Here is an 18,450-nt window from a genome sequence, read left to right as displayed (position 1 = left end):
TTTATTCATATAGAATTTCAGGCCTCGGGCAGCCAAGACTGCCCTCGTGCTCTATCCTCGAACCCGACTCGCGCCTAGGTGCGCCATCTGTGCCCATGATCTGCATTGCAAGCACATCCCTGCCAACTCTCCCGGATTGCCCACGCACCGCCCCCCCATGGACGCAGCGCTCGCGAGGCCTGATCCTGGATCTGGACGGCACGCTGATCCGGGGGCACGAAGTCATTCCCGGCGCCCAGGAATTACTGGCCCGCTGGTCGGAGCGCTATGTGATCGTCTCCAATAACTCGACCGACACAGCCGCCACCCTGGCGCCGCGCTTGCAGGCATTAGGCCTGCCGGTCGAGCCAAGCGCCCTCGTTCTGGCCGGAGAGCAGGCCGTCCACCATATCTCCCATCACTATCCGCACAGCAAGCTGATGCTGTGCGGATCAGAGCGTCTGCAAGCATGCGCATTGGAACTGGGCCTGACAGTGGTGTCACGGGATGCGGACATCGTGCTGCTGGCGCGTGACATCGGCTTTAACTACGCCACCCTGCAGACCCTGACCCGTGAGCTGACATGCGGCGCCATCCTGATAGTCAGTAATGGCGACCTCACCCATCCTGGGCCTCATGGGTCAGTCATACCCGAGACTGGAGCATTGCTGCAGGCGTTACTGGCCTGTGTGCCCGGCACGCGTGCGAACATCCTCGGCAAGCCTGCCGCAATGCTGTTCCAAGAAGGGCTGCGCCGCCTCAATGTGCCGCCGGCGGATATCACCGTCATCGGGGATAACATGCGTACCGACGCGCTAGGCGCGACCCGTTTGGGACTCAGCTATCTGCTAGTCGGCAACGCGCCGCATGCCGATGCGCCGGACGTGGCGCGGCTGCTCGAGGCCGCATGCTCGCGCAGGCATGTGCTGCCTGACGATGTTGCGAGCGGCAACGACTATCAGTAACGCTTGTTCGAAAGCACGTCGAAGGTACTGCGCAAGGTCGAAACCGCCTTGTCATAGTCGGACAAGGCCAGGCAGGCAATCAACGTGTCAATGATGGCCAACTGAGCCAGGCGGCTGGTCATCGCCTCCGTACGAAACCGGGTCTCGCGCGATATCGTGTGCAGCACCACATCCGCATATTCCTGAATCGGCGATTTCCCGAAATTAGTGATGCACACGGTACGTGCCCCAGCCTCTTTGGCAAGCCGTGTCGCCAATACCGTCTCGTGCGTGCTGCCCGAATGGGAAATGGTCAGCACTGCCACATCCGGCCCGGTCAGCGACGCGCTGATGGCCTGCACATGCGAATCGGTGATCGCCGTCGCGTGCAGGCCGATACGCAACATGCGGTAGTGGGCATCATGGGCGATGACCGCCGAGCTGCCGATGCCATAGATCTCGACACGGCGGGCGCCGCGAATCAATTCCACGGCGGCAGACAGTGCCTCCACGTCCAGCACCGATTCGGTTTCCTGCAAGGTCTGGATATTGCTGTGGAAAATCTTGCTGACAACCTGGGCGGGGGTGTCCTGTGCGGCCAGATCCTCGTGGATGTATTGCACAGGCTGCACGATTTGCTGCGCCAGTGCGATTTTCAGCTGTTGAAAGCCGGTGGCTCCCAGCAGCTTGCAAAAGCCCACTACGCTACCTTCGCTGCACTGCGTGCGCTCAGCGACTTCGCTGACCGACATGTGAACCACTTCCGCAGGATGGCGGATGACGAATTCGCCGATGCGCTGCGACGCCGCGCCCATCGACGGCAACAGGCTCTGGATACGCGCCAGCATGGCCTGTGGCGAACTCCGCGAAAATTCTGCGGTGGCGGACGGCGTTTGGGAAAGTCGCTTGGATGTGGCCATGGAAAATCGATGGGCAAAAAAAGGATATGAGCGCAACGATACTCCAAGCTGCTGTCACTGAAATGACGGCGGAATGGGGTTGTCGTCAGGCATCAGAACATAGGGAACCATGAGTAGCTACCTGTTACTAACACCGCACAGGGTCCCGGCGGCACGCATGCCTACCTGACCACCTTTCGATTGATCCTGAGCGTCGCGGAGCTGTACTCATGGCTGATATTTCCATTCTGAATGCCTCTCGTATTGCCTTGATAGCTCGATCCGAGAAAATCGAACAAGCAACCCAGATGGGGTTCATCGACAGAATCATTGATTACTTCAAAGGCAACGTAAAGCGAGATGCTATCAAAGCTCTCTTCGATGATATTGCCGTGCTAAAGAGCAGCGGAATCTTCGACGCCAATAAATACGGAGTCGAGATGGACGATGACGAGCCGAGCATTCAAATCGGATTCGGCATCAATGAGCATGAACGCCTGGAAAAATTCCTGCAACTCCGAGAGTTGGCGCTTCCCGAGTATAGAGATCAATTCAAGTTCGATATACACGAAAACATGAACGGCCACTTTGGATGCCAATTAAGCATCGGAAACGTGGAAATTTACAGAAATAATGACATTTCTGATTTCAACGATCTGCAAAAATTGCCCGATTTTTTGGTTCAGAAACTCAGGATGGATATCGAAGATTCCGCCAGAAACGAAGATCCTGTCGCATTTCTAAAAACGCTGAACGGCATCCATGCGTTCATAAACGAGCAGCGTACCGCTCAATTCGGTACCAATCACATAAGTGCAGATGACAAGCAAGAATTTTTATACGAAAGAATGCGTGAAATTTTCAACGCTCTGCCTGATGACACCAAGGCCATGTTGTTTTCCAAGGGTACGTCAGGCTTTGGGAACCGCATTCGCGGTATTCTGAATTTCGGCGGTGCAGTTCTAGATAAAGCAAGCCAGCGGGCAGACGTAAAAACACCGGACGGTCCCAATCAAGATAGCAACATCCCGCCGATGCTGATGGTGAATGGCCTCACCCAATCCAACTTCAGCAACATACCGCCCGATCTATATGCACGTTTAACTGAAATAATAACGATATGTACCCCGAAGCCCGACTCAGAAATAAAGCATGCGCCGTTTTCTGACGCGCAATCCGATTACCGCCCGCTCCCCGATAGAGACTCAGCTGAACCTATCCCGCCACTTGCAGTAACGAAGGTGACAAGCCACAGAGAGTTGACTGAATCAGAGACGCGAGCGTTGAACATCATTGGCATCCCTGAGTCGATACTGACCCTGCTATAGGCACCCCACAACTTGTTTCTTTAAGAGATCCTCCCTACCCCTAATTCAACGCTGGGGGGAGACACAATAGAGAGAATGATTTCACGACCGGACAATAACTGAGGCCTCCTTGCGGCGAGCGTACTTCCTGATCCACAGGTACACCCCGCTGCCCAGCACAATGATGGCCACAATATCGAGCAGCGCCCAGATGATCTTCAACGGCAGACCACCATAATCGCCGAAATGCAAGGGCTGTGATATGAACAGCGTTTTCACGTACCAGGGCATTTCCCGGGTGTCAGTCAGAACGGCAGTCTGGGCATCGACCAGCACCGGCCGCAATAGCTTGGACGTCAACGGCGTATTGCCTTTCATGAAAATGGTGTAGTGGTGCGGGCTCGCGAACACCGTGCCGGGAAAAGCCAGCAATGTGATTTTCATATCCGGGACCGCTCTACCCGCCGTGTCGAGCGCCGCCTGTGCGGAGCCGTTGGATTCCAGAGGCGGCTCATTCATGTAGGGTCCGACCATCTCGGTCAACTGATCGCGTTGCCACAGCGCGAGCACGATGGGATCCAGCGTATTGATGACGCCGGTCACTCCTACCACCGTCAACCAGACGACCGTAACGATGCCCAGCAGATTATGCAGATCGAGCCATTTGGTGCTGCTTTTCAGCCGCCGTACCGTGCCAAAGTCGAGCTTTCGCATGAAATGCTTGTACAGCACCACGCCCGACACGATGGCCACCACGAACATCAGCCCCATGAGTCCTAGAAACAACTGGCCCGGCAAGCCGGCGTACATATCCTTGTGCAATTGCAGCATGACATGCATGAACCCGCGGTCATTCGGCTGATCCAGCACCTGCGCCGTGCGCGAGTCCAGCGAGACCAGCCAGTACTCCTCCGGTGGCGCATCGATGCGGCTCGCCATGGATACCAAGGTCATATTGGGATGCTCGTCCTCGTCCCAGAACATGTACCGCACGACCTTGCCCGGCTGTGCCGCCAGTGCGCTCTCGACGATCCTGTCCATGCTGGCCTTGGGAGTTCCTTCAGGCATTTCCGGAGCCTCGGCCACGCCTGAAAGATGCTCGATTTCCTCGGTGAATACCAAGGGCAGCCCAGTCAGGCAAAGCATCAGCAAGAACAGAGTGCAGACGAGACTCGTCCACTTGTGGATAAAGATCCAGGAACTCAGGCGCATTTAGAAATCCATCGTGGCCGACAGCAAGACCGTACGGCCGGTACCCAGGTACAGGTAGCCGCCGGTGTCCAGGTTGCTCGTCGAACTCGAGGTCGCCCAGTACGACTCGTCGAACAGATTCTCGACGTTCAACCGCAACGTCAAGCCATTGCCAGCGATCTTGGTCCTGTACCGCGCGCCCACGTCTACGCGCGTCGCGGAAGGGATCTTGAGATCGTTGGCCTGATCGACATATTGCGAACCCGTGTAGACCATGCGCGCGTTCACGCCAAATCCGGGGGTCAGGACATTGTCCCAGTCGACGCCCAGCGACGCCTGCACACGCGGCACGCCAATCGCGTCATTGCCTTCGTAAACACCATCGGCCATTTTGTCCAGTTTTCCACGCATCAAGGTCAATCCCCCGAGCACGCGCACATCACGCACGACTTCGCCGAAAGCGTTGAACTCGATACCGCGGTTGATCTGCTTGCCGTTCTCGGACAGCGAGCCGTTCATGGTCGTTGCGCTGGGCCGCTTGATCTGAAACAGGCTGACCGTCGTCGCGAATGTGCCCCAGTCATACTTGGCGCCGATCTCCATTTGCTTGGTCTTCATCGGCGGCAAGGCCGTGGCTGTGGTCACGGTGGGTGGCAATGCCGATGCGCCCAAGGACAAGCCCTCAATGTAATTGGCGTAGAGCGACAGATTGGATACGGGTTTGACCAACAATCCCACCACCGGCGTTACCGCGAACTCCTTGTATTTCTCGCCAGAAGGCTCGTGAGTGAAAACATCGTAGGTCTGGTTTTCCACCGATTGCCGACGTGCGCCGACGGTCAGTTGAACGCTATCATCCAGAATGGATAGTGTGTCGGCCAACGCGTAGCTGGTGAGGGTAGCCCGCTGGTACGCACCGGTAGGATTACTGATGCCATCAGTGCTGGGAGTGCTGGCAGACGTCGGCGAATACAGATTGCTCAGGTACACGTCGCTCCAGGGAAACACAAAGCCTATATCCGCGCTGTCGTTCAGGCGCGAGAAACTGGCCGCAACCCTGTGCTTGACGGGGCCGGTTTCGAATTGACCGTTCACGCCGAATTCCATACTGGTGGTCGCAGGCTTCATGATCTGCCAGGCAGGCGAGGAGACGAAATCCCCCTGCTCGTTCAGCAAGGTGATATTGCCCGCAATGGCGTCCATCTTGTCGTAGCGGCGGCCGATAGCGCCATGCACCGAGAGATTGTCGTTGATGTCATACTCGACCCGTCCCGCCACCATCGTGTCCTCGACGATACTGCGGCCATATCCGGGATAGTTCAGATCCGTATCCGGTGCAGAGGGAATCGAGGTGAGGCCCGGAGAGATCGCAAATTGACGCACCACGTTGTCGATCTTCTGCTTTTGATTCAATACATCGAACGACGCCCGCAAGCGCTCGCCCCGATAATCCAGGCCCAGCGAGATCAAGTGGTCTCTCTCGCTCTGCTTGTCTATCGTCGTACTGCCATCGCTATACATGGCGTTGAGCCGGATACCCCATTCCTTGTTTTCGCCGAAACGCCGTCCCATATCCAGATGCGTGCCGACCTGCGAGTCGGACACATAATTGACGGTAACGCGTGTCAGAGGATCGTCATAGGCGCGTTTCGGGACGATATTGATGGCGCCAGCCACGTTGCCGCCCGGCGCCATGCCGCTCAGCAATGCGGAAGGCCCCTTCAACACCTCTACGCTCTCGGCGATTTCCAGCGGCACGCGCCAATATGGCGACAAACCGTACATACCGTTGAAGGCCACGTCCTGGCTGTTGAAATTCAGCCCCCGGATCGTGAACTGTTCCTGGATATTGGTGCGCGCAGAGCCCAAGCGGACAGAAGGATCATTTTCCACCAGGTCGGCAAGCGAGCGCGCCTGTTGTTGCTCGATCAACTCCGACGTATAGCTGATCTGGTTGAACGGCGTGTCCATGAAGCCGGTGCTGCCGAGCAGCCCGAGATCACTGCCGACATTGACTTGCCCGCCCGCAAACGGGGTGTTCGCCGGGTCCGAATCGATCGCGCCCGTCACGGTCACTGTAGGTAAAGTGGCGGCATCAGTCGTGGATTGCTGAGCGTAGGCCTGCGCCGAAAGCGACATAAGGACAAACGACGAATGGATTGCCACGGCAAGCGTGCAGAAACGCCTGGACTGACCAACATCTCGTCCATGCGCGTGATGGAAAAATGAATGCATGACGTTCTTATGCTTCCCGATACGAGAACAAAGACAGGCTGACTCAGCCAACGCCGGCATTTTATTGAATAAAAATAAGAATTGTTATTATTTTTACATAAATTATTTACGCCCGGGTGTTTTGCGCTGTCGCCGGTGGGGTGTGGAAGCCGGCCAGCCGCTGTTGCAGATAGCGCCGGGCTTCGTGTGGGAGGCCGGACAGGGATTTACCCGCAGGAAAAATCCCATCCTTTTTTTGTGTGCGCCTGATTCAGCGATTCACGAGCTTTGCCGGAATCATCAAAACCAACATCGCGCCGACCAATAGCACGGCCGCAGAGATGTACATTGCGATCGTGGAACTCTGGGTCAAATCGCGCAGCCATCCGATGAAATAGGGACTGACAAAGCCGGCCAATCCTGCGAATGCATTGATTGCCGCCACCCCTGCGGCAGCAGCGCTGCCCACCAGGAACGCGGAAGGTAATGCCCAGAATAATGGCCCCGGTGTGATAACCCCTGCCGCGGCCAACGACAGCCCGATCAACGCCATGGGCACGTGATTGCCGGACATCGCAACGATGAGATACCCCACTGCCCCCATGAGCATGGGAATAATGACGTGCCATCGACGCTCACCCGTGCGGTCGGAACTGCGTCCGAAACTCAACATGGCGACGATCGCCACCATATAAGGCACCGCCGAAAGCAAGCCGATATTCAAGACCCCAGTAACGCCCGAGGCCTTGATCAGCGTCGGCATCCAGAACGTCAACCCATACTGGCCCATGATGACGCAGAAATAAATCAACGACAGCAGCAGCATGCGGGGATCTTTAAAGATATGCGCCACGGACGACAGCACGTGTCCATGGAGATTGCTGGGCACCTCCAGATCCTTGGCAATATGGGCCTTTTCTGACGTTGTCAGCCACTTCGCTTTCTCGGGACTGCTATCCAGAACAAACAGCGTCGCGACTCCCAACACAATAGACGGCAGCGCCTCGAGAAAGAACATCCACTGCCATCCCGAGTACCCATGGGTTTGATGGAATGCCGAGATGATCCAACCAGAAATCGGCCCGCCCAGGATGCCTGCCACAGGGATCGCCACCATGAACAGCGCAATGATCTGTGAGCGGCGCTTCGGCGGATACCAAGACATCAGGTAGTAAATCACGCCGGGATAGAACCCCGCCTCGGCAGCACCGAGCAGAAACCGCAGGACGTAGTATTGCGTCGGCGTCGAGACCCACACAAAGGCCGCAGAAATCAGCCCCCAGGTGAGCATGATCCGCGCGATCCAGACTCGCGCACCGACTTTACGCAGGATCAGATTGCTAGGTACCTCGAACAGGAAATAGCCGATAAAGAATATTCCCGCTCCTAGCCCATAGACGGTTTCGCTGAAGCCCAGCTCGTCCAGCATCTGCAATTTTGCGAACCCAACATTCACTCTATCAATGTACGCCGCCACGTAGCAAAACATCAGAAATGGAATCAGCCGCCAAGTGATCTTGCGATACAAGCGCTTTTCCATATCCATCGGCAACGTAGCAGGTGACGAAAGCACAGCGTTATTCACGGTTTCCCCTCGCTTTATCAATTTGTTGGACTACGAACCCGCCAAACTCACCAACACCTCAGTCAACACTCTGGCCCCATCGGCCGCGTCTGACGCGGTGATCGATTCGGCCTCGTTATGGGTAATGCCCTCGTGACAAGGGATGAAAAGCATCGCCGATGGACAGATCGGATGCAGGTATCTCGCATCGTGCCCCGCCGCCGACAGGATCTCCATCCGAGAAATGTCCAGCGTGTCGGCCGCATCGCGGATGCGTTGCCGCATGGACTGCGGGAACTCCAGCGACATCGCGCTGGAGAGTTCTTCGACGCGGACCTTGCAGGGCGCCGCATGAGCTTCACAGATTCCTGCGATGGCATCGCCTAATGCAGTGAGCACCGCCGAGTCCGGATGACGCAGATCGATAGAAAAGCGCACGCTGCTGGGGACCACCGACGGCGCATTCGGTGTCACGTTGAGCCGCCCTATCGTGAACTTCACGATGTCCTGCTCGTCATGCATACGCGCGGTCAGCGCCTGGATCATGCGCACCGCCGCCAGCAGCGCATCCTTGCGTTCGCTGCGCAATGACGTTCCCGCATGAGACGCTTCGCCATCGATGCTCACGACAAAAGTGCGCTTGCCCTGAATCCCGCTGACTACACCGATGGTTTTTTGCAGCCGTTCCAGCAGGGGGCCCTGCTCGATGTGCGCCTCCACATACGCGTGGACCGGGCCTCCAACGTCTCGCTGCGGGATATCAGCCAAGGCTTGCTTTGCATGGCTCAGCGCCTGGCCCACGGACACGCCCTGTTGATCTCGGACGGCCTCGATGTCAGCCAGGCTGCGCGCCCCCGCAAACACCGCTGCCCCCATCATCCCGGGCGCAAAGCGCGACCCTTCTTCGTTCATCCAGGCCACCACATCGATCGGCCGCTGCGGGTGAAGACCCGACTCGACAATCGACTGACACGCCTCCAACGCCGACAACACACCATATGCACCGTCGTATTTGCCGCCCGTAGGTTGGCTATCCAGATGTGAGCCGGAGATGACAGGCGTCGCCAACGCATCCCTGCCAGCCAAGCGCAGAAAAATATTTCCCGCTTCGTCACGCGAAGGCTGCAGGCCGAAGGATTTTCCCCATTCGATCAGCTGGCGGCATGCGGCGATGTCCTCTTGCGACAAGGCTTGCCGGTTGACGCCACCTGCCGCGGTAGCGCCAATGCGTGCCAGCGATTCGTGGCGATCCCACAAACGCTGTTGCGATACATAGGAAGATGCCCGCTTGCTCATGATGTTTTCATGATTTCCGACGGCATCGCACGGGGATCACGAGGCAGCCAGCGGTTCTGCGATACCGTGGCCAGAAACTCGGCGACCAGCTGATTGAACAACGCGGGCTCTTCGATATTCAGCGTGTGGCCGGCTTTGGGCAGCACTGCCAGACCCGATGCAGGAATCGTCTTTTTGAGAAAGATGCCAGGTTGCAAGCAATGATCGTCTTCGTCTCCTACCACGATCAATGTGGGCACCGACATGGCTTTCAGCTCATCCTCCAGATCATATAAAGAAGGCCTGCGCGCCTGGACCCCTCGCATCGTCATTGCCGAACCGGTCGCGGAATGTTGCGACAGCTGCTCGGAAAACTCTGCCCACCCGCGTGGATCCTTGAGCAGATAGGCAATGCGCGACGCCGCCATCGCGTAGGTTTTGGAGAACTCCTTCGATCCTTGTTTTTCGAACTGAGCGGCGACCTCAAGCGACACATTGCGGAAGTATTCCTCGTGCTCTTTTTCCGCGCCATAACCTGCACCGGCCACCACCAGTGACAATGCACGCTCGGGAGCGATGAGGCCCAGATGAACCGTGGCAAAGCCGCCCATCGACAGTCCCACCACGTGGGCTTTGGGGATCTGCAACGCATCGAGCACATCGACAATATCCAACGCTGCGCGGCGTTGCGAATACAGTTCCAGATCCTCGGGCACGTCGGACGGCGGATAGCCACGGGCATTGAATGCAATGCACCGATGACGCCGCGAAAAATAGCGCATCTGCGGTTCCCAGCTGCGCATATCGCCACCGAACTCATGGACGAAAATAATCGGCTCGCCCTCGCCTGCCTCTTCGTAATAGAGCTGGATATTGTCAGTAGTCGTGATGGTCGGCATGTGCGCTCCGCTCAGAACAGGTTTTCAGGGACGTCGATGGTGCGAGCCAAGGCCACCATCTCAGGCAGCAACTCGCAAAAGCGATCTGCCCAGGCCTCTGGCACCGTCAAGCTCACCTTGACGAAACGGTGGCCGAAGCGCTTGGTGTGATAAGCCCCCTGGCGGATCATGACGCCGCGCGTCTGGTACGCAGCAACGAGCGCTTCGGGCTTGATGCCTGCGTCTATCGTTTCGATCACCAGCAGGTTTGCGTGCGACGGATACACAGGCAACGTGAATCCAGGAATCGCCGACACCGCACGGGCGACGACCTCCTGATTGCGGCGCTGACGCCGCCAGATCTCGGGAAACCATTGCGCTTTGGTCTTCAATCCTGCGATGGCTGCGCGCTGCGAAAGCACATTGCTGCCGAGATTGTTGGGAGGCGCCGATGCGAAACGCTCTACCAGATCTTCATGCGCCAGCACCGCGCCCAGGCGCATTCCCGCCAAACCCAACCATTTGGAAAAGCTGTAAATCTGGATGGATTTTTCTGGATAGAAACGGAATGCGGGTGTGAAATGCTCGGCAAAACTGCTGTACGTCGCATCGTGAATCAAGTACGCGCCCACCGATCGCGCAATCTCGGTAAAAGCCTTGATTTCGTCCTCGGTGTGGCAGGTGCCCAGAGGATTATTCGGATCAACCAGATAGATGACCCGAGTCTTTTCCGTGACAGCCGCGCGCAACTGCTCGACCGTCAGTTTGTAGTGCTGCTCTGCGTTGTAGATAGGCAGCTCGATCACATTCGCGCCGGCCTTCTTGGCGAAATGGATCGGCCACGCCCAACTAGGATCCGTCGTGACGAAATCCGTCCCGGGTTCGCAGATATTGCTGCAGACGTTATAGAGTGCTTCGACGGCGCCGTCAGTCACCAGCACTGAAGCGTCCGGGACGCCCATGTCTTCGCGGATGAGCTGGCGCAGTTCCTCGAAACCGGCCGGCGGCGCATAGGCATGGTATTCACCACTGTCGAGCGCCTGAATCACGGCCTCGCGGACGGAATCATGAGGCGCATAGTGGTTGGTGTTCTGCCCCAACCACATCAATCCAGGGGTATTGCACAGCTTGTCAAAATATTGATTGCGGACTTGGAAATTTTTCATGGCGTTCTATAGAGGATGAGCTGTCGTCACACCACGGCGCGACGCGAAGCGATGCCGCCGTCGACCGTGAACACAGTTCCCGACGTGTAGCCGGAACGGAAAGAGGCCAGGAACAGGAATAGATCCGTGATTTCGTGCACCTTGGCGGGCCGCCCGAGCGGATAGCGTTCCAGCAGCTCTTCGTAGCGATCTGCGTCGCCGAGCCGGTTTTCCGCGAATTTTTTGAGCATGTTGTAGATACGGCTCGTATCGACAGGACCGGGGTTGACGCCGATGACGCGGATGTTGTCATCCAGGCTGGTGCCGCCCAGGGCACGCGTGAGCGCCATCAGCGATGCATTACCGGCCGCGCCCTCGATGTAGTTCGGGTCGCAGACCTCGCCGCCATTGCCGATATTGTTGAGAATGACGCCGCCACCGCGTTGCTTCATCCGGGGATAAACAAGGCGGATCATGTCGGCGTAGCCAAAGCCTTTCAGCGCCCAGCCGTCGCGCCATTTCTTGCCGTCGATGTCGAACAACGTCCCGCTGGGAATCACGCCCGCGTTATTGATCAGGACATCGACATCGCCCGCCTCGGCCACGATTTGCTCGCAGGCGCCCGGTGCCGTCATATCTACAGCGGTCACGGTGACGTTGACCTGGTTACGCTCCTCGATGTCCCGGCGCAATTGGTCCAGCTTGTCGGCCGAACGCGCCGTCAGGTGCAAGTCGCATCCTTCTTCGGCAAACGCGAATGCCAGCCCTTCCCCTATCCCTTGCGAGGCCCCGGTGATCAGAATTTTCTTTCCCGCCAGCTGCAAATCCATGTTGTCTGATTTCCTTTCTTAAGCACGTATATGCCACATACGTATGCATAATATGGAAGTCTTGTATACATAAAAAGCTGGGGTTACTACTTACAAGGAACAAACACGAATGAAAGCTGGGCAAATTTGAGCAAATTTTGGGCAGACCCTGGCTATATTTATAGCCAATCATTCGTTTTTTATGTTGTATTTATATGGATGTCTTGTGTATACAAGAAAACCGACCAATCACATGAACATGCAGCCATGGCTGTGCCAGCCAAGTTGGCACGTCCTCACAGCTCTGGATAAAGCGAATACCTGCAGGCACAAAAAAGGAAAGCCGTCCAAGAGGAAGACTTCCCTTTTTGCCGAAGCTATCGTTCAAGGAGACCTATCATCACAACCCATTGAATCGGGTAGCAGCGTGGTTGATGAGGCAGTAAGCGGAGTCACATATCCAAGCGCCGTCCAACTCGGATTTCAGTGCGTTGAAATCCGGACTCGATATCGATCAGCTAATTGGCCAACGCGATTAATGGCCGAAAAATGGGAAATGATTTGTTGGCAAGCCAAGGTACCGACTCGGGACTCATAACAATTGTCAGCCCGATCTTCGGCGTATAGTTGACTGGCACCGTATTACCAGGAACCAATAACGATTTTGCTCTCGGATGAAAGGGCTGAACGACAGAGGTGACAAACATGCCCCACTCCTGGCCACCAGTGTCGACTCGTAGACGCAGGCGATATATATCATCAAAACCGTCGCCCGGTGAGGGCGAAGAGTACACAGACTCTATTTTTTTTGCTTCCAATATGGTCGCGATTGCGTGTCGCCCATGACGAAGGACATCAATGATCAGTCTGGCCTTGATTTTCCATCGTAAAAAAAAACCGATCGCCAGGGATACTATCAAGGGGACAAATGCCTCATTAAGCTGATAGCTGTTGAAGAGGATATCCATACCTAGCATCGACGAGACATACATGCCGACAAATACGACCGCGCTGATTACCAGCAGCAAGCAGCATAGGGAAACAATCTTGTAGTAGGTGAACACTACGCCCTCAGCCCCGTCAAGCTGACAAAATCAAGACTTTCTTCTGGTCCATTTTCAGGTAGATGCCTATGCAGTTCCATAGGTTTTGCAATGTTATTCCCAACCATCGAATGACAAACCCGCCGCAGGCAACGACGGTGGTTGCGAACAACGCGACAACCGCACCCATCATGTATATCGTGCCAGTCAACAGTCCCATCAAATTGTTAGGCATCTCAATGGTGATCGGTGCGATCGAATAGACGTTCTGAGCTAGCTTTCCGTCTAAAAAGATGTTGGTCGTAGGGATCTTCATAAAGCTGAACATCTCGTTCTTCGAGATCGTAGGGAAAGGAGCCATATACGGCCCAATCGCCAACGCTCGTCCTGTTCCTGCGCATCCCCAAAAAGGCATGATAATCTCCCAAGAAATTAAGCGGACCATAACTCGGCGTCGAACAACTCCTTATCCATTTCGACAGCACCAGGGCGCGTCTTGATGGTGTCGGAATCGGTGATTGCCCGATGAAATTTTGTTTTATTCAAGGTCACATCGTCAAAGTTACACTGACTCAAGCGCGCATACGAAAAGTCGGAGAACTGAAAATCGGCTCCGTAAAAATCGCAATTGATCAACACTGCTCTACCAAAGCTGCTCATATCCATTTTTGCCAGACCAAATCGGCACGAGGTAATGAGCGATTCGTTCCATAACGATTGCGTCGTCATTGCGCCCGTAAAGGTGGAATCTTCAATCGTACTACTGACGAACACCGCGTTGCGGATATCCGCGTTGGCAAACACCGATCGCGTAATTTTTGCCGAAGTGAAATTACACATCACCAATCGGCAATCTGAGAAATCGGATTGAGTCATGATAGCCTCGTTAAACTGGCAACCAGACAAATCCTGGGACGCAAAGATTTTCCCGGATAAATCGCACCCCGAAAACATTGCGTCATTCAGCACCGCCGCATCGAATATCACATCTCTCAAATCGAGCTGGTGAAAGCTCGCCTTGACAAGCGACGCCTCGGAGAAATCTGCTCCGGTCAGCGTTCCACCCATGAAGTCGGTGCCACTCAAATTTTGCCGATGGAAAGTCACCTGTGTTAGATCGGAATCCATTACATCGACATTGGACCATTGGCAGTCTTGAAAAGCCGCACGGGTGAGGTTGGACCCGCTGATGCAGCCGTCATTCAAGCTACAGCCGGCGAAGCCGGCAGCAGTCATGTCACATGAGGAAAACTGCGAACCGGAAAAATCCGTGTCAACCGCGTTCGCCTCTCTAAAAGAGCACTCAACGAAGTAGCACCCCTTGAAGTTGCACGAAGACAGCACTACTTTGGCAAAATTGACTCTGATAAAAGTAAGCCCCGTCAGGGCTTCCCCAGTCAATGCTGCACCGGATAAATCTATTCTCTCCAATGGCGTTAATCCATCAGCTTGGCGAAGAATCTCGGCTTTGCTCATCGTTCAGCTCCAGGCAGCCGTGACGCCTCAGCTCTAAAAGGGGCCACCTTGGTGCGTTTGATATTTGCGCCTACTATCAACGTAGACTGGTCCAGCATGACTTCCGACATGTCGGCCTGAAATAGATTACAAGCGGATAGATTCGAACCCACGAAACTCGCTTTGGAAAAATTGCCGTGCATCAAATTGGCACCGGACAAATCTGACCTGTCAAAATTAGCCCGGGTGAAGTTGGACTGCGGTGTCAGCACTTTGCGGAGATTGCACTGCTGGAGACTGGAAAGCGAAAAATTGCACTGCTCAAACACGGACCCTTCAAAACTGGACCGTCCAAAATCCAGATTGCTGAAAAGGCTGCGTTTAAAGATGCTGTTTGTGAAAACAGCGCCTGAAATTTTGACATCGTCGGTCAAGATATTCTGTATGAAAACCGAGTCGATGATCTGAAAGTCACTCAGCTCAAGGTTCGTGAACATTGAGCCAATGACAGTGGAGTCAGCGATGACGACGCCCTCAACGCACGACTCGACAAAGTTGATTTTGTCCAGCTGCGCGTTGTCAAAGCGACACGATGCTATGTGGCTTTGGCCAAAAGTGACGTTATCGAGTTTTGCCTTGGGAAAAGAGCAATGGCTCAATTCGGCCTTGTCGATAGAAAAGCCGATTAAAACACTGCTCTCAAACGTGCAGCTCCTGAAGACTGTTCCTTTCTCGCATACTAAATCGTCTAAACGCGCAGCGGTAAACGAGGCTTGCTCGAATGTCGCTTCACTGATGTTGGTGCCGTTAAAGCTTGCGCCGTTCAGATTGGTTCGAACAAAAACACCACGAGCCAGCACGGTTTCGGTAAAGGTAGCGTCAGCCAGATTCGTATTCGAAAAATCAACTTTCTCAAGCCAGCTCCCAGAGAAATCAGCCCCAGCCAGATCCATGCCGGAGAGGTTCGCCCCGGTCAGATTCATGTTTCTCAAGTCTTTATTGAGCCGGTGTTTCCAGAGCACTCTTTCGCGCAGCTTGGCTGCCTGTTGTGGACCCGCGCTATCCACGCTCTGCTGATAATGAGCCGTGTACAAGTACGTGTTGTGCAAAGACGCTTTAGTAAGCTGATACATTTCCTTGGCTGGCGACGTATCGCCCGAAGCGCCAACCAAAGCTCTACGCACTCCTCGCCGTGTATCGAGTTTCTTAAACGGCTTGATCAGAGGAGCCACGTCCGGAGGGCCGCTGATGGGAATGGATACCTCTCCTTCCCGAGGATTTTGCAAACTGTTCTTTAGCGTTCGGATCAACTCTTTCTGCCATGCATCCGAGTCAAGCTCGGCTCGACGCTCGATCTCGTTGAGGCGCTTGCCTACAGCTTTCTGTTGTTCGCCGATCAATTTCTCATGCAGACTTTGGTTGCGCGCGGCAAGCTCGGGGAGATCGCTCAAGGCCAGCGGTTTGATCGGACCAACCAACTGTTTATCAGCGTACGCGTCGCTATGGCGGCCAAGACGATCACCCAGCCTGGACAGCATGGGATGTTGGTCTAGCGAGTCATTTTCGAACCAAGGCGCAAGCATGTCACCTGGCATGAGTTCTTCGTCTCGCAACGCGTGAAAGGCCGCCTCCTGAATATTGCTCCGGGCATTGAAGACATCGATGTAATGCTTCAGCGGCCGAGGCTCATTAATGCGCTCCAACGCCGACATGACGGCGCTCACGTCGAAAGCGTCATCCTCTTCAATGGGAATGTGTCCATGGAATAACGCAACGTAGCGACATTGATGTGGAATAAACCAGACCGTTGTCGCTCGCATCGGAATCTCATCGAGGCAGTCAGTATCACTACCTCTGCGACGGATGAAACTGCGTGCCTTCAAGCCGGGCAAAGCTCCCGACCAGCAATGATATTCGGGATGCATGTTCCATAATTCGAACGGCTCATCCATGGACAAAGACGATCGCTCCTGCCAGATCTGATCATCAGCGGCGGAGTTGAATAATGTGGGGTCCATATCGTCGAAAAAACCGGTTCCGACCTGAGTGGCCCATTCTTCATCGTAGGACCCCATCTTACTGAAACGATGCAACCAATCAATGCGGATCTGGCCGAAGTTGAATGGACCGACGTGCTGACCACGAGAGCGAATACGCTCTGCGGGGGACTCCAGATTTGGCAGCCATACAGCACGAACGCCGTCTATCTCACGTTCGATCATCCCCGTGCCCAGGGGGTTGTACGGATACTCCGGTCCGCCAAACGAATGGCTCCAATTCAACGGCATGGATTCGAAAGGCTGCGGCGACGATATGCGGCCGTCTATCCAGTGACGGTCGCCAAATACCAGTCCTTCTTTTTTCTTATCGCCCACTCGCACACTCACCATGCATTTGGTTTTATCCTCTTGATGGTTTGTATAGGCGTAGCCGCTGACCAGAAATTCCGGATTGGGTTTTGGCATAGCGAAGTCCAGCACCTCATCCGAGTCCAGAGCGGGCAAGACTTCATGCAGCAACGTATGTTCAGGGAGTAACGATACGGAGCCCGCCTCGTCCTTGATCAGTACAGCGACGGTAACGGCGAGATATTTTCCGTTGCGCCATCGATACGGCCTCGGCATGATCATCAAACGTAAGGGCTTAATGATCTTCATCGTGATGAGCCTGAATGCCACTGCGGCGGCGATAAGCGTCCAACAGGCACCTTAGTCAACCCTACACCTCACTCAGAATGATTCGAAACATCTACCGCAGACGCCGCCACAGCACCGCCCGAAACCAATAACGCGGCGGCCAGCCATTTGCCCGCTTTCTTTGCGGTTTGTACAGCCTCCATTGCACTAACTGCCTCATCGGATACGGTGCTGCTTAACGAATCGTAAACTACATATTTACCGATACAGATATCGAGCAATTGCTTGCTGACCTCTCTGGTTTCAGCGCCCTTGGCTTTTCCCGTCGCGGACACGGCAACCAACGTCGCATAAAAGTCACCCGCCATGGGAATCGCAAGTCGATAAGGCGTGCCCTGCATGCTGGTCACATAAGCAGTGTTTAGCGTCGCCGCCGCACCGACGCTTAAACCTGTCAGTGATATAGGTTGGGGCGAGAACATTTGATAGCCACCCCAGTGAAAACCCATAGATAAATTACCCGAACTGACGTCGTGGTCGGCGGTCGCCTTGTAGTTATGGCAGTTGATGGCGTACGACTCGATTGCGGTCTGCACCAGACTTTGATCGATATCCCAAACCGTTTCGTTCGTGACGGTTTTTTCTTCGCGTCCCCGATTGGTCTCGATCACGAGGCCACTGACCCGCGCTGTGAGACGGCCGAATATCTCGAAGCCCTCGGGAAAACCCATATGACGTGCCACGGCGACCATGGCGCCGGCCTGGGCGGCGGCCGACGGAGACATACCCTGATCGAGATATTTTTGGGTCCGCACCTCTGCATCCTGGCTACTGGCCCCCGTCATGGCTGCCTTTTGACCAGCGACTTGAACCGCATGCTGTCTGAGGTCATCCCCTTTCAGAGTCTGTCCTGCCTCAGTCACCGCCTCTCTCGCCTGCTCCCCCGCTACGCGCGGGTCCGCGACAGCACGTCCCACCGCCTCTCGAACAAAGGGGTTCAGGTCATCCCCCGTCATGCCGGGCTTCAGTCGACCTCTAATCCTCTGAATAACGTCTACCTGAGCGGATGGGTTTACGCCATAACGATCCATGATCGGCGCGATTTGCGACC

The 18,450-nt window shown here is 55.3% G+C and carries 15 protein-coding genes; 2 read left to right on the top strand and 13 right to left on the bottom strand.

Annotated elements, in window-relative coordinates; translation table 11 throughout:
- Positions 1–95: 95 nt before the first annotated feature.
- Positions 96–944, top strand: coding sequence for an HAD-IIA family hydrolase (locus ACYVIT_RS26240; RefSeq protein WP_415807099.1), 849 nt, complete (start codon positions 96–98; stop codon positions 942–944).
- Here ACYVIT_RS26240 and ACYVIT_RS26235 read toward each other — a convergent pair.
- Positions 938–1,843, bottom strand: coding sequence for a MurR/RpiR family transcriptional regulator (locus ACYVIT_RS26235; RefSeq protein ID WP_415807098.1), 906 nt, complete (start codon positions 1,841–1,843; stop codon positions 938–940). The genes ACYVIT_RS26240 and ACYVIT_RS26235 overlap by 7 nt on opposite strands.
- 209 nt (positions 1,844–2,052) lie before the next feature.
- Here ACYVIT_RS26235 and ACYVIT_RS26230 point away from each other — a divergent pair, with 209 nt between their 5' ends.
- On the top strand, positions 2,053–3,150 hold the full coding sequence (locus tag ACYVIT_RS26230) for a hypothetical protein (protein WP_415807097.1): 1,098 nt from the start codon (positions 2,053–2,055) through the stop codon (positions 3,148–3,150).
- Positions 3,151–3,231: 81 nt separating this feature from the next.
- On the opposite strand, the gene ACYVIT_RS26225 is transcribed toward ACYVIT_RS26230, so the two are convergent.
- The 12 genes from ACYVIT_RS26225 to ACYVIT_RS26170 form a co-directional block, all read right to left on the bottom strand.
- Positions 3,232–4,341, bottom strand: coding sequence for a PepSY-associated TM helix domain-containing protein (locus ACYVIT_RS26225; RefSeq protein ID WP_415807096.1), 1,110 nt, complete (start codon positions 4,339–4,341; stop codon positions 3,232–3,234).
- Positions 4,342–6,555, bottom strand: coding sequence for a TonB-dependent receptor (locus tag ACYVIT_RS26220; protein ID WP_415807095.1), 2,214 nt, complete (start codon positions 6,553–6,555; stop codon positions 4,342–4,344). It abuts the gene before it with no gap.
- Between the two features lie 250 nt (positions 6,556–6,805).
- Entirely contained in the window at positions 6,806–8,080 is a 1,275-nt protein-coding gene (locus ACYVIT_RS26215; RefSeq protein ID WP_415807186.1) for an MFS transporter, read from the bottom strand.
- 69 nt (positions 8,081–8,149) lie between these two features.
- Positions 8,150–9,394 (bottom strand): M20 family metallo-hydrolase, encoded by a 1,245-nt coding sequence (locus tag ACYVIT_RS26210; RefSeq protein WP_415807094.1) that lies wholly within the window; start codon positions 9,392–9,394, stop codon positions 8,150–8,152.
- Complete coding sequence (locus tag ACYVIT_RS26205; RefSeq protein ID WP_415807093.1) at positions 9,391–10,272, bottom strand: alpha/beta fold hydrolase; 882 nt, start codon at positions 10,270–10,272, stop codon at positions 9,391–9,393. Before ACYVIT_RS26205 ends, ACYVIT_RS26210 begins: the two co-directional genes overlap by 4 nt.
- 11 nt (positions 10,273–10,283) lie before the next feature.
- Positions 10,284–11,417: a pyridoxal phosphate-dependent aminotransferase gene (locus tag ACYVIT_RS26200; protein WP_415807092.1), complete on the bottom strand. Its 1,134-nt coding sequence runs from the start codon at positions 11,415–11,417 to the stop codon at positions 10,284–10,286.
- 26 nt (positions 11,418–11,443) lie between these two features.
- On the bottom strand, positions 11,444–12,226 hold the full coding sequence (locus ACYVIT_RS26195; protein ID WP_415807091.1) for an SDR family oxidoreductase: 783 nt from the start codon (positions 12,224–12,226) through the stop codon (positions 11,444–11,446).
- Positions 12,227–12,723: 497 nt separating this feature from the next.
- Positions 12,724–13,269 (bottom strand): hypothetical protein, encoded by a 546-nt coding sequence (locus tag ACYVIT_RS26190; RefSeq protein WP_415807090.1) that lies wholly within the window; start codon positions 13,267–13,269, stop codon positions 12,724–12,726.
- 16 nt (positions 13,270–13,285) lie between these two features.
- On the bottom strand, positions 13,286–13,663 hold the full coding sequence (locus ACYVIT_RS26185) for a PAAR domain-containing protein (RefSeq protein WP_415807089.1): 378 nt from the start codon (positions 13,661–13,663) through the stop codon (positions 13,286–13,288).
- A gap of 17 nt (positions 13,664–13,680) precedes the next feature.
- Positions 13,681–14,724 (bottom strand): pentapeptide repeat-containing protein, encoded by a 1,044-nt coding sequence (locus ACYVIT_RS26180; RefSeq protein WP_415807088.1) that lies wholly within the window; start codon positions 14,722–14,724, stop codon positions 13,681–13,683.
- The gene (locus ACYVIT_RS26175) at positions 14,721–17,360 is read right to left on the bottom strand and encodes a DUF2169 family type VI secretion system accessory protein (protein ID WP_415807087.1); all 2,640 of its coding nucleotides are present in this window, start codon (positions 17,358–17,360) and stop codon (positions 14,721–14,723) included. The genes ACYVIT_RS26180 and ACYVIT_RS26175 overlap by 4 nt, the downstream gene beginning before the upstream one ends.
- 68 nt (positions 17,361–17,428) lie before the next feature.
- Positions 17,429–18,430, bottom strand: coding sequence for a hypothetical protein (locus ACYVIT_RS26170; protein WP_415807086.1), 1,002 nt, complete (start codon positions 18,428–18,430; stop codon positions 17,429–17,431).
- Positions 18,431–18,450: the final 20 nt, after the last annotated feature.

The organism is Bordetella muralis (assembly GCF_054781015.1).
The sequence above is the reverse complement of the archived record's forward strand: the minus strand, read 5'-3'. Positions and strand labels throughout refer to the sequence as shown.

Coding starts and splice junctions, on each gene's coding strand:
- ACYVIT_RS26240 (WP_415807099.1), top strand. CDS start 96: ATGATCTGCATTGCAAGCACATCCCTGCCAACTCTCCCGGATTGCCCA.
- ACYVIT_RS26235 (WP_415807098.1), bottom strand. CDS start 1,843: ATGGCCACATCCAAGCGACTTTCCCAAACGCCGTCCGCCACCGCAGAA.
- ACYVIT_RS26230 (WP_415807097.1), top strand. CDS start 2,053: ATGGCTGATATTTCCATTCTGAATGCCTCTCGTATTGCCTTGATAGCT.
- ACYVIT_RS26225 (WP_415807096.1), bottom strand. CDS start 4,341: ATGCGCCTGAGTTCCTGGATCTTTATCCACAAGTGGACGAGTCTCGTC.
- ACYVIT_RS26220 (WP_415807095.1), bottom strand. CDS start 6,555: ATGCATTCATTTTTCCATCACGCGCATGGACGAGATGTTGGTCAGTCC.
- ACYVIT_RS26215 (WP_415807186.1), bottom strand. CDS start 8,080: ATGGATATGGAAAAGCGCTTGTATCGCAAGATCACTTGGCGGCTGATT.
- ACYVIT_RS26210 (WP_415807094.1), bottom strand. CDS start 9,394: ATGAGCAAGCGGGCATCTTCCTATGTATCGCAACAGCGTTTGTGGGAT.
- ACYVIT_RS26205 (WP_415807093.1), bottom strand. CDS start 10,272: ATGCCGACCATCACGACTACTGACAATATCCAGCTCTATTACGAAGAG.
- ACYVIT_RS26200 (WP_415807092.1), bottom strand. CDS start 11,417: ATGAAAAATTTCCAAGTCCGCAATCAATATTTTGACAAGCTGTGCAAT.
- ACYVIT_RS26195 (WP_415807091.1), bottom strand. CDS start 12,226: ATGGATTTGCAGCTGGCGGGAAAGAAAATTCTGATCACCGGGGCCTCG.
- ACYVIT_RS26185 (WP_415807089.1), bottom strand. CDS start 13,663: ATGCCTTTTTGGGGATGCGCAGGAACAGGACGAGCGTTGGCGATTGGG.
- ACYVIT_RS26180 (WP_415807088.1), bottom strand. CDS start 14,724: ATGAGCAAAGCCGAGATTCTTCGCCAAGCTGATGGATTAACGCCATTG.
- ACYVIT_RS26175 (WP_415807087.1), bottom strand. CDS start 17,360: ATGAAGATCATTAAGCCCTTACGTTTGATGATCATGCCGAGGCCGTAT.
- ACYVIT_RS26170 (WP_415807086.1), bottom strand. CDS start 18,430: ATGGATCGTTATGGCGTAAACCCATCCGCTCAGGTAGACGTTATTCAG.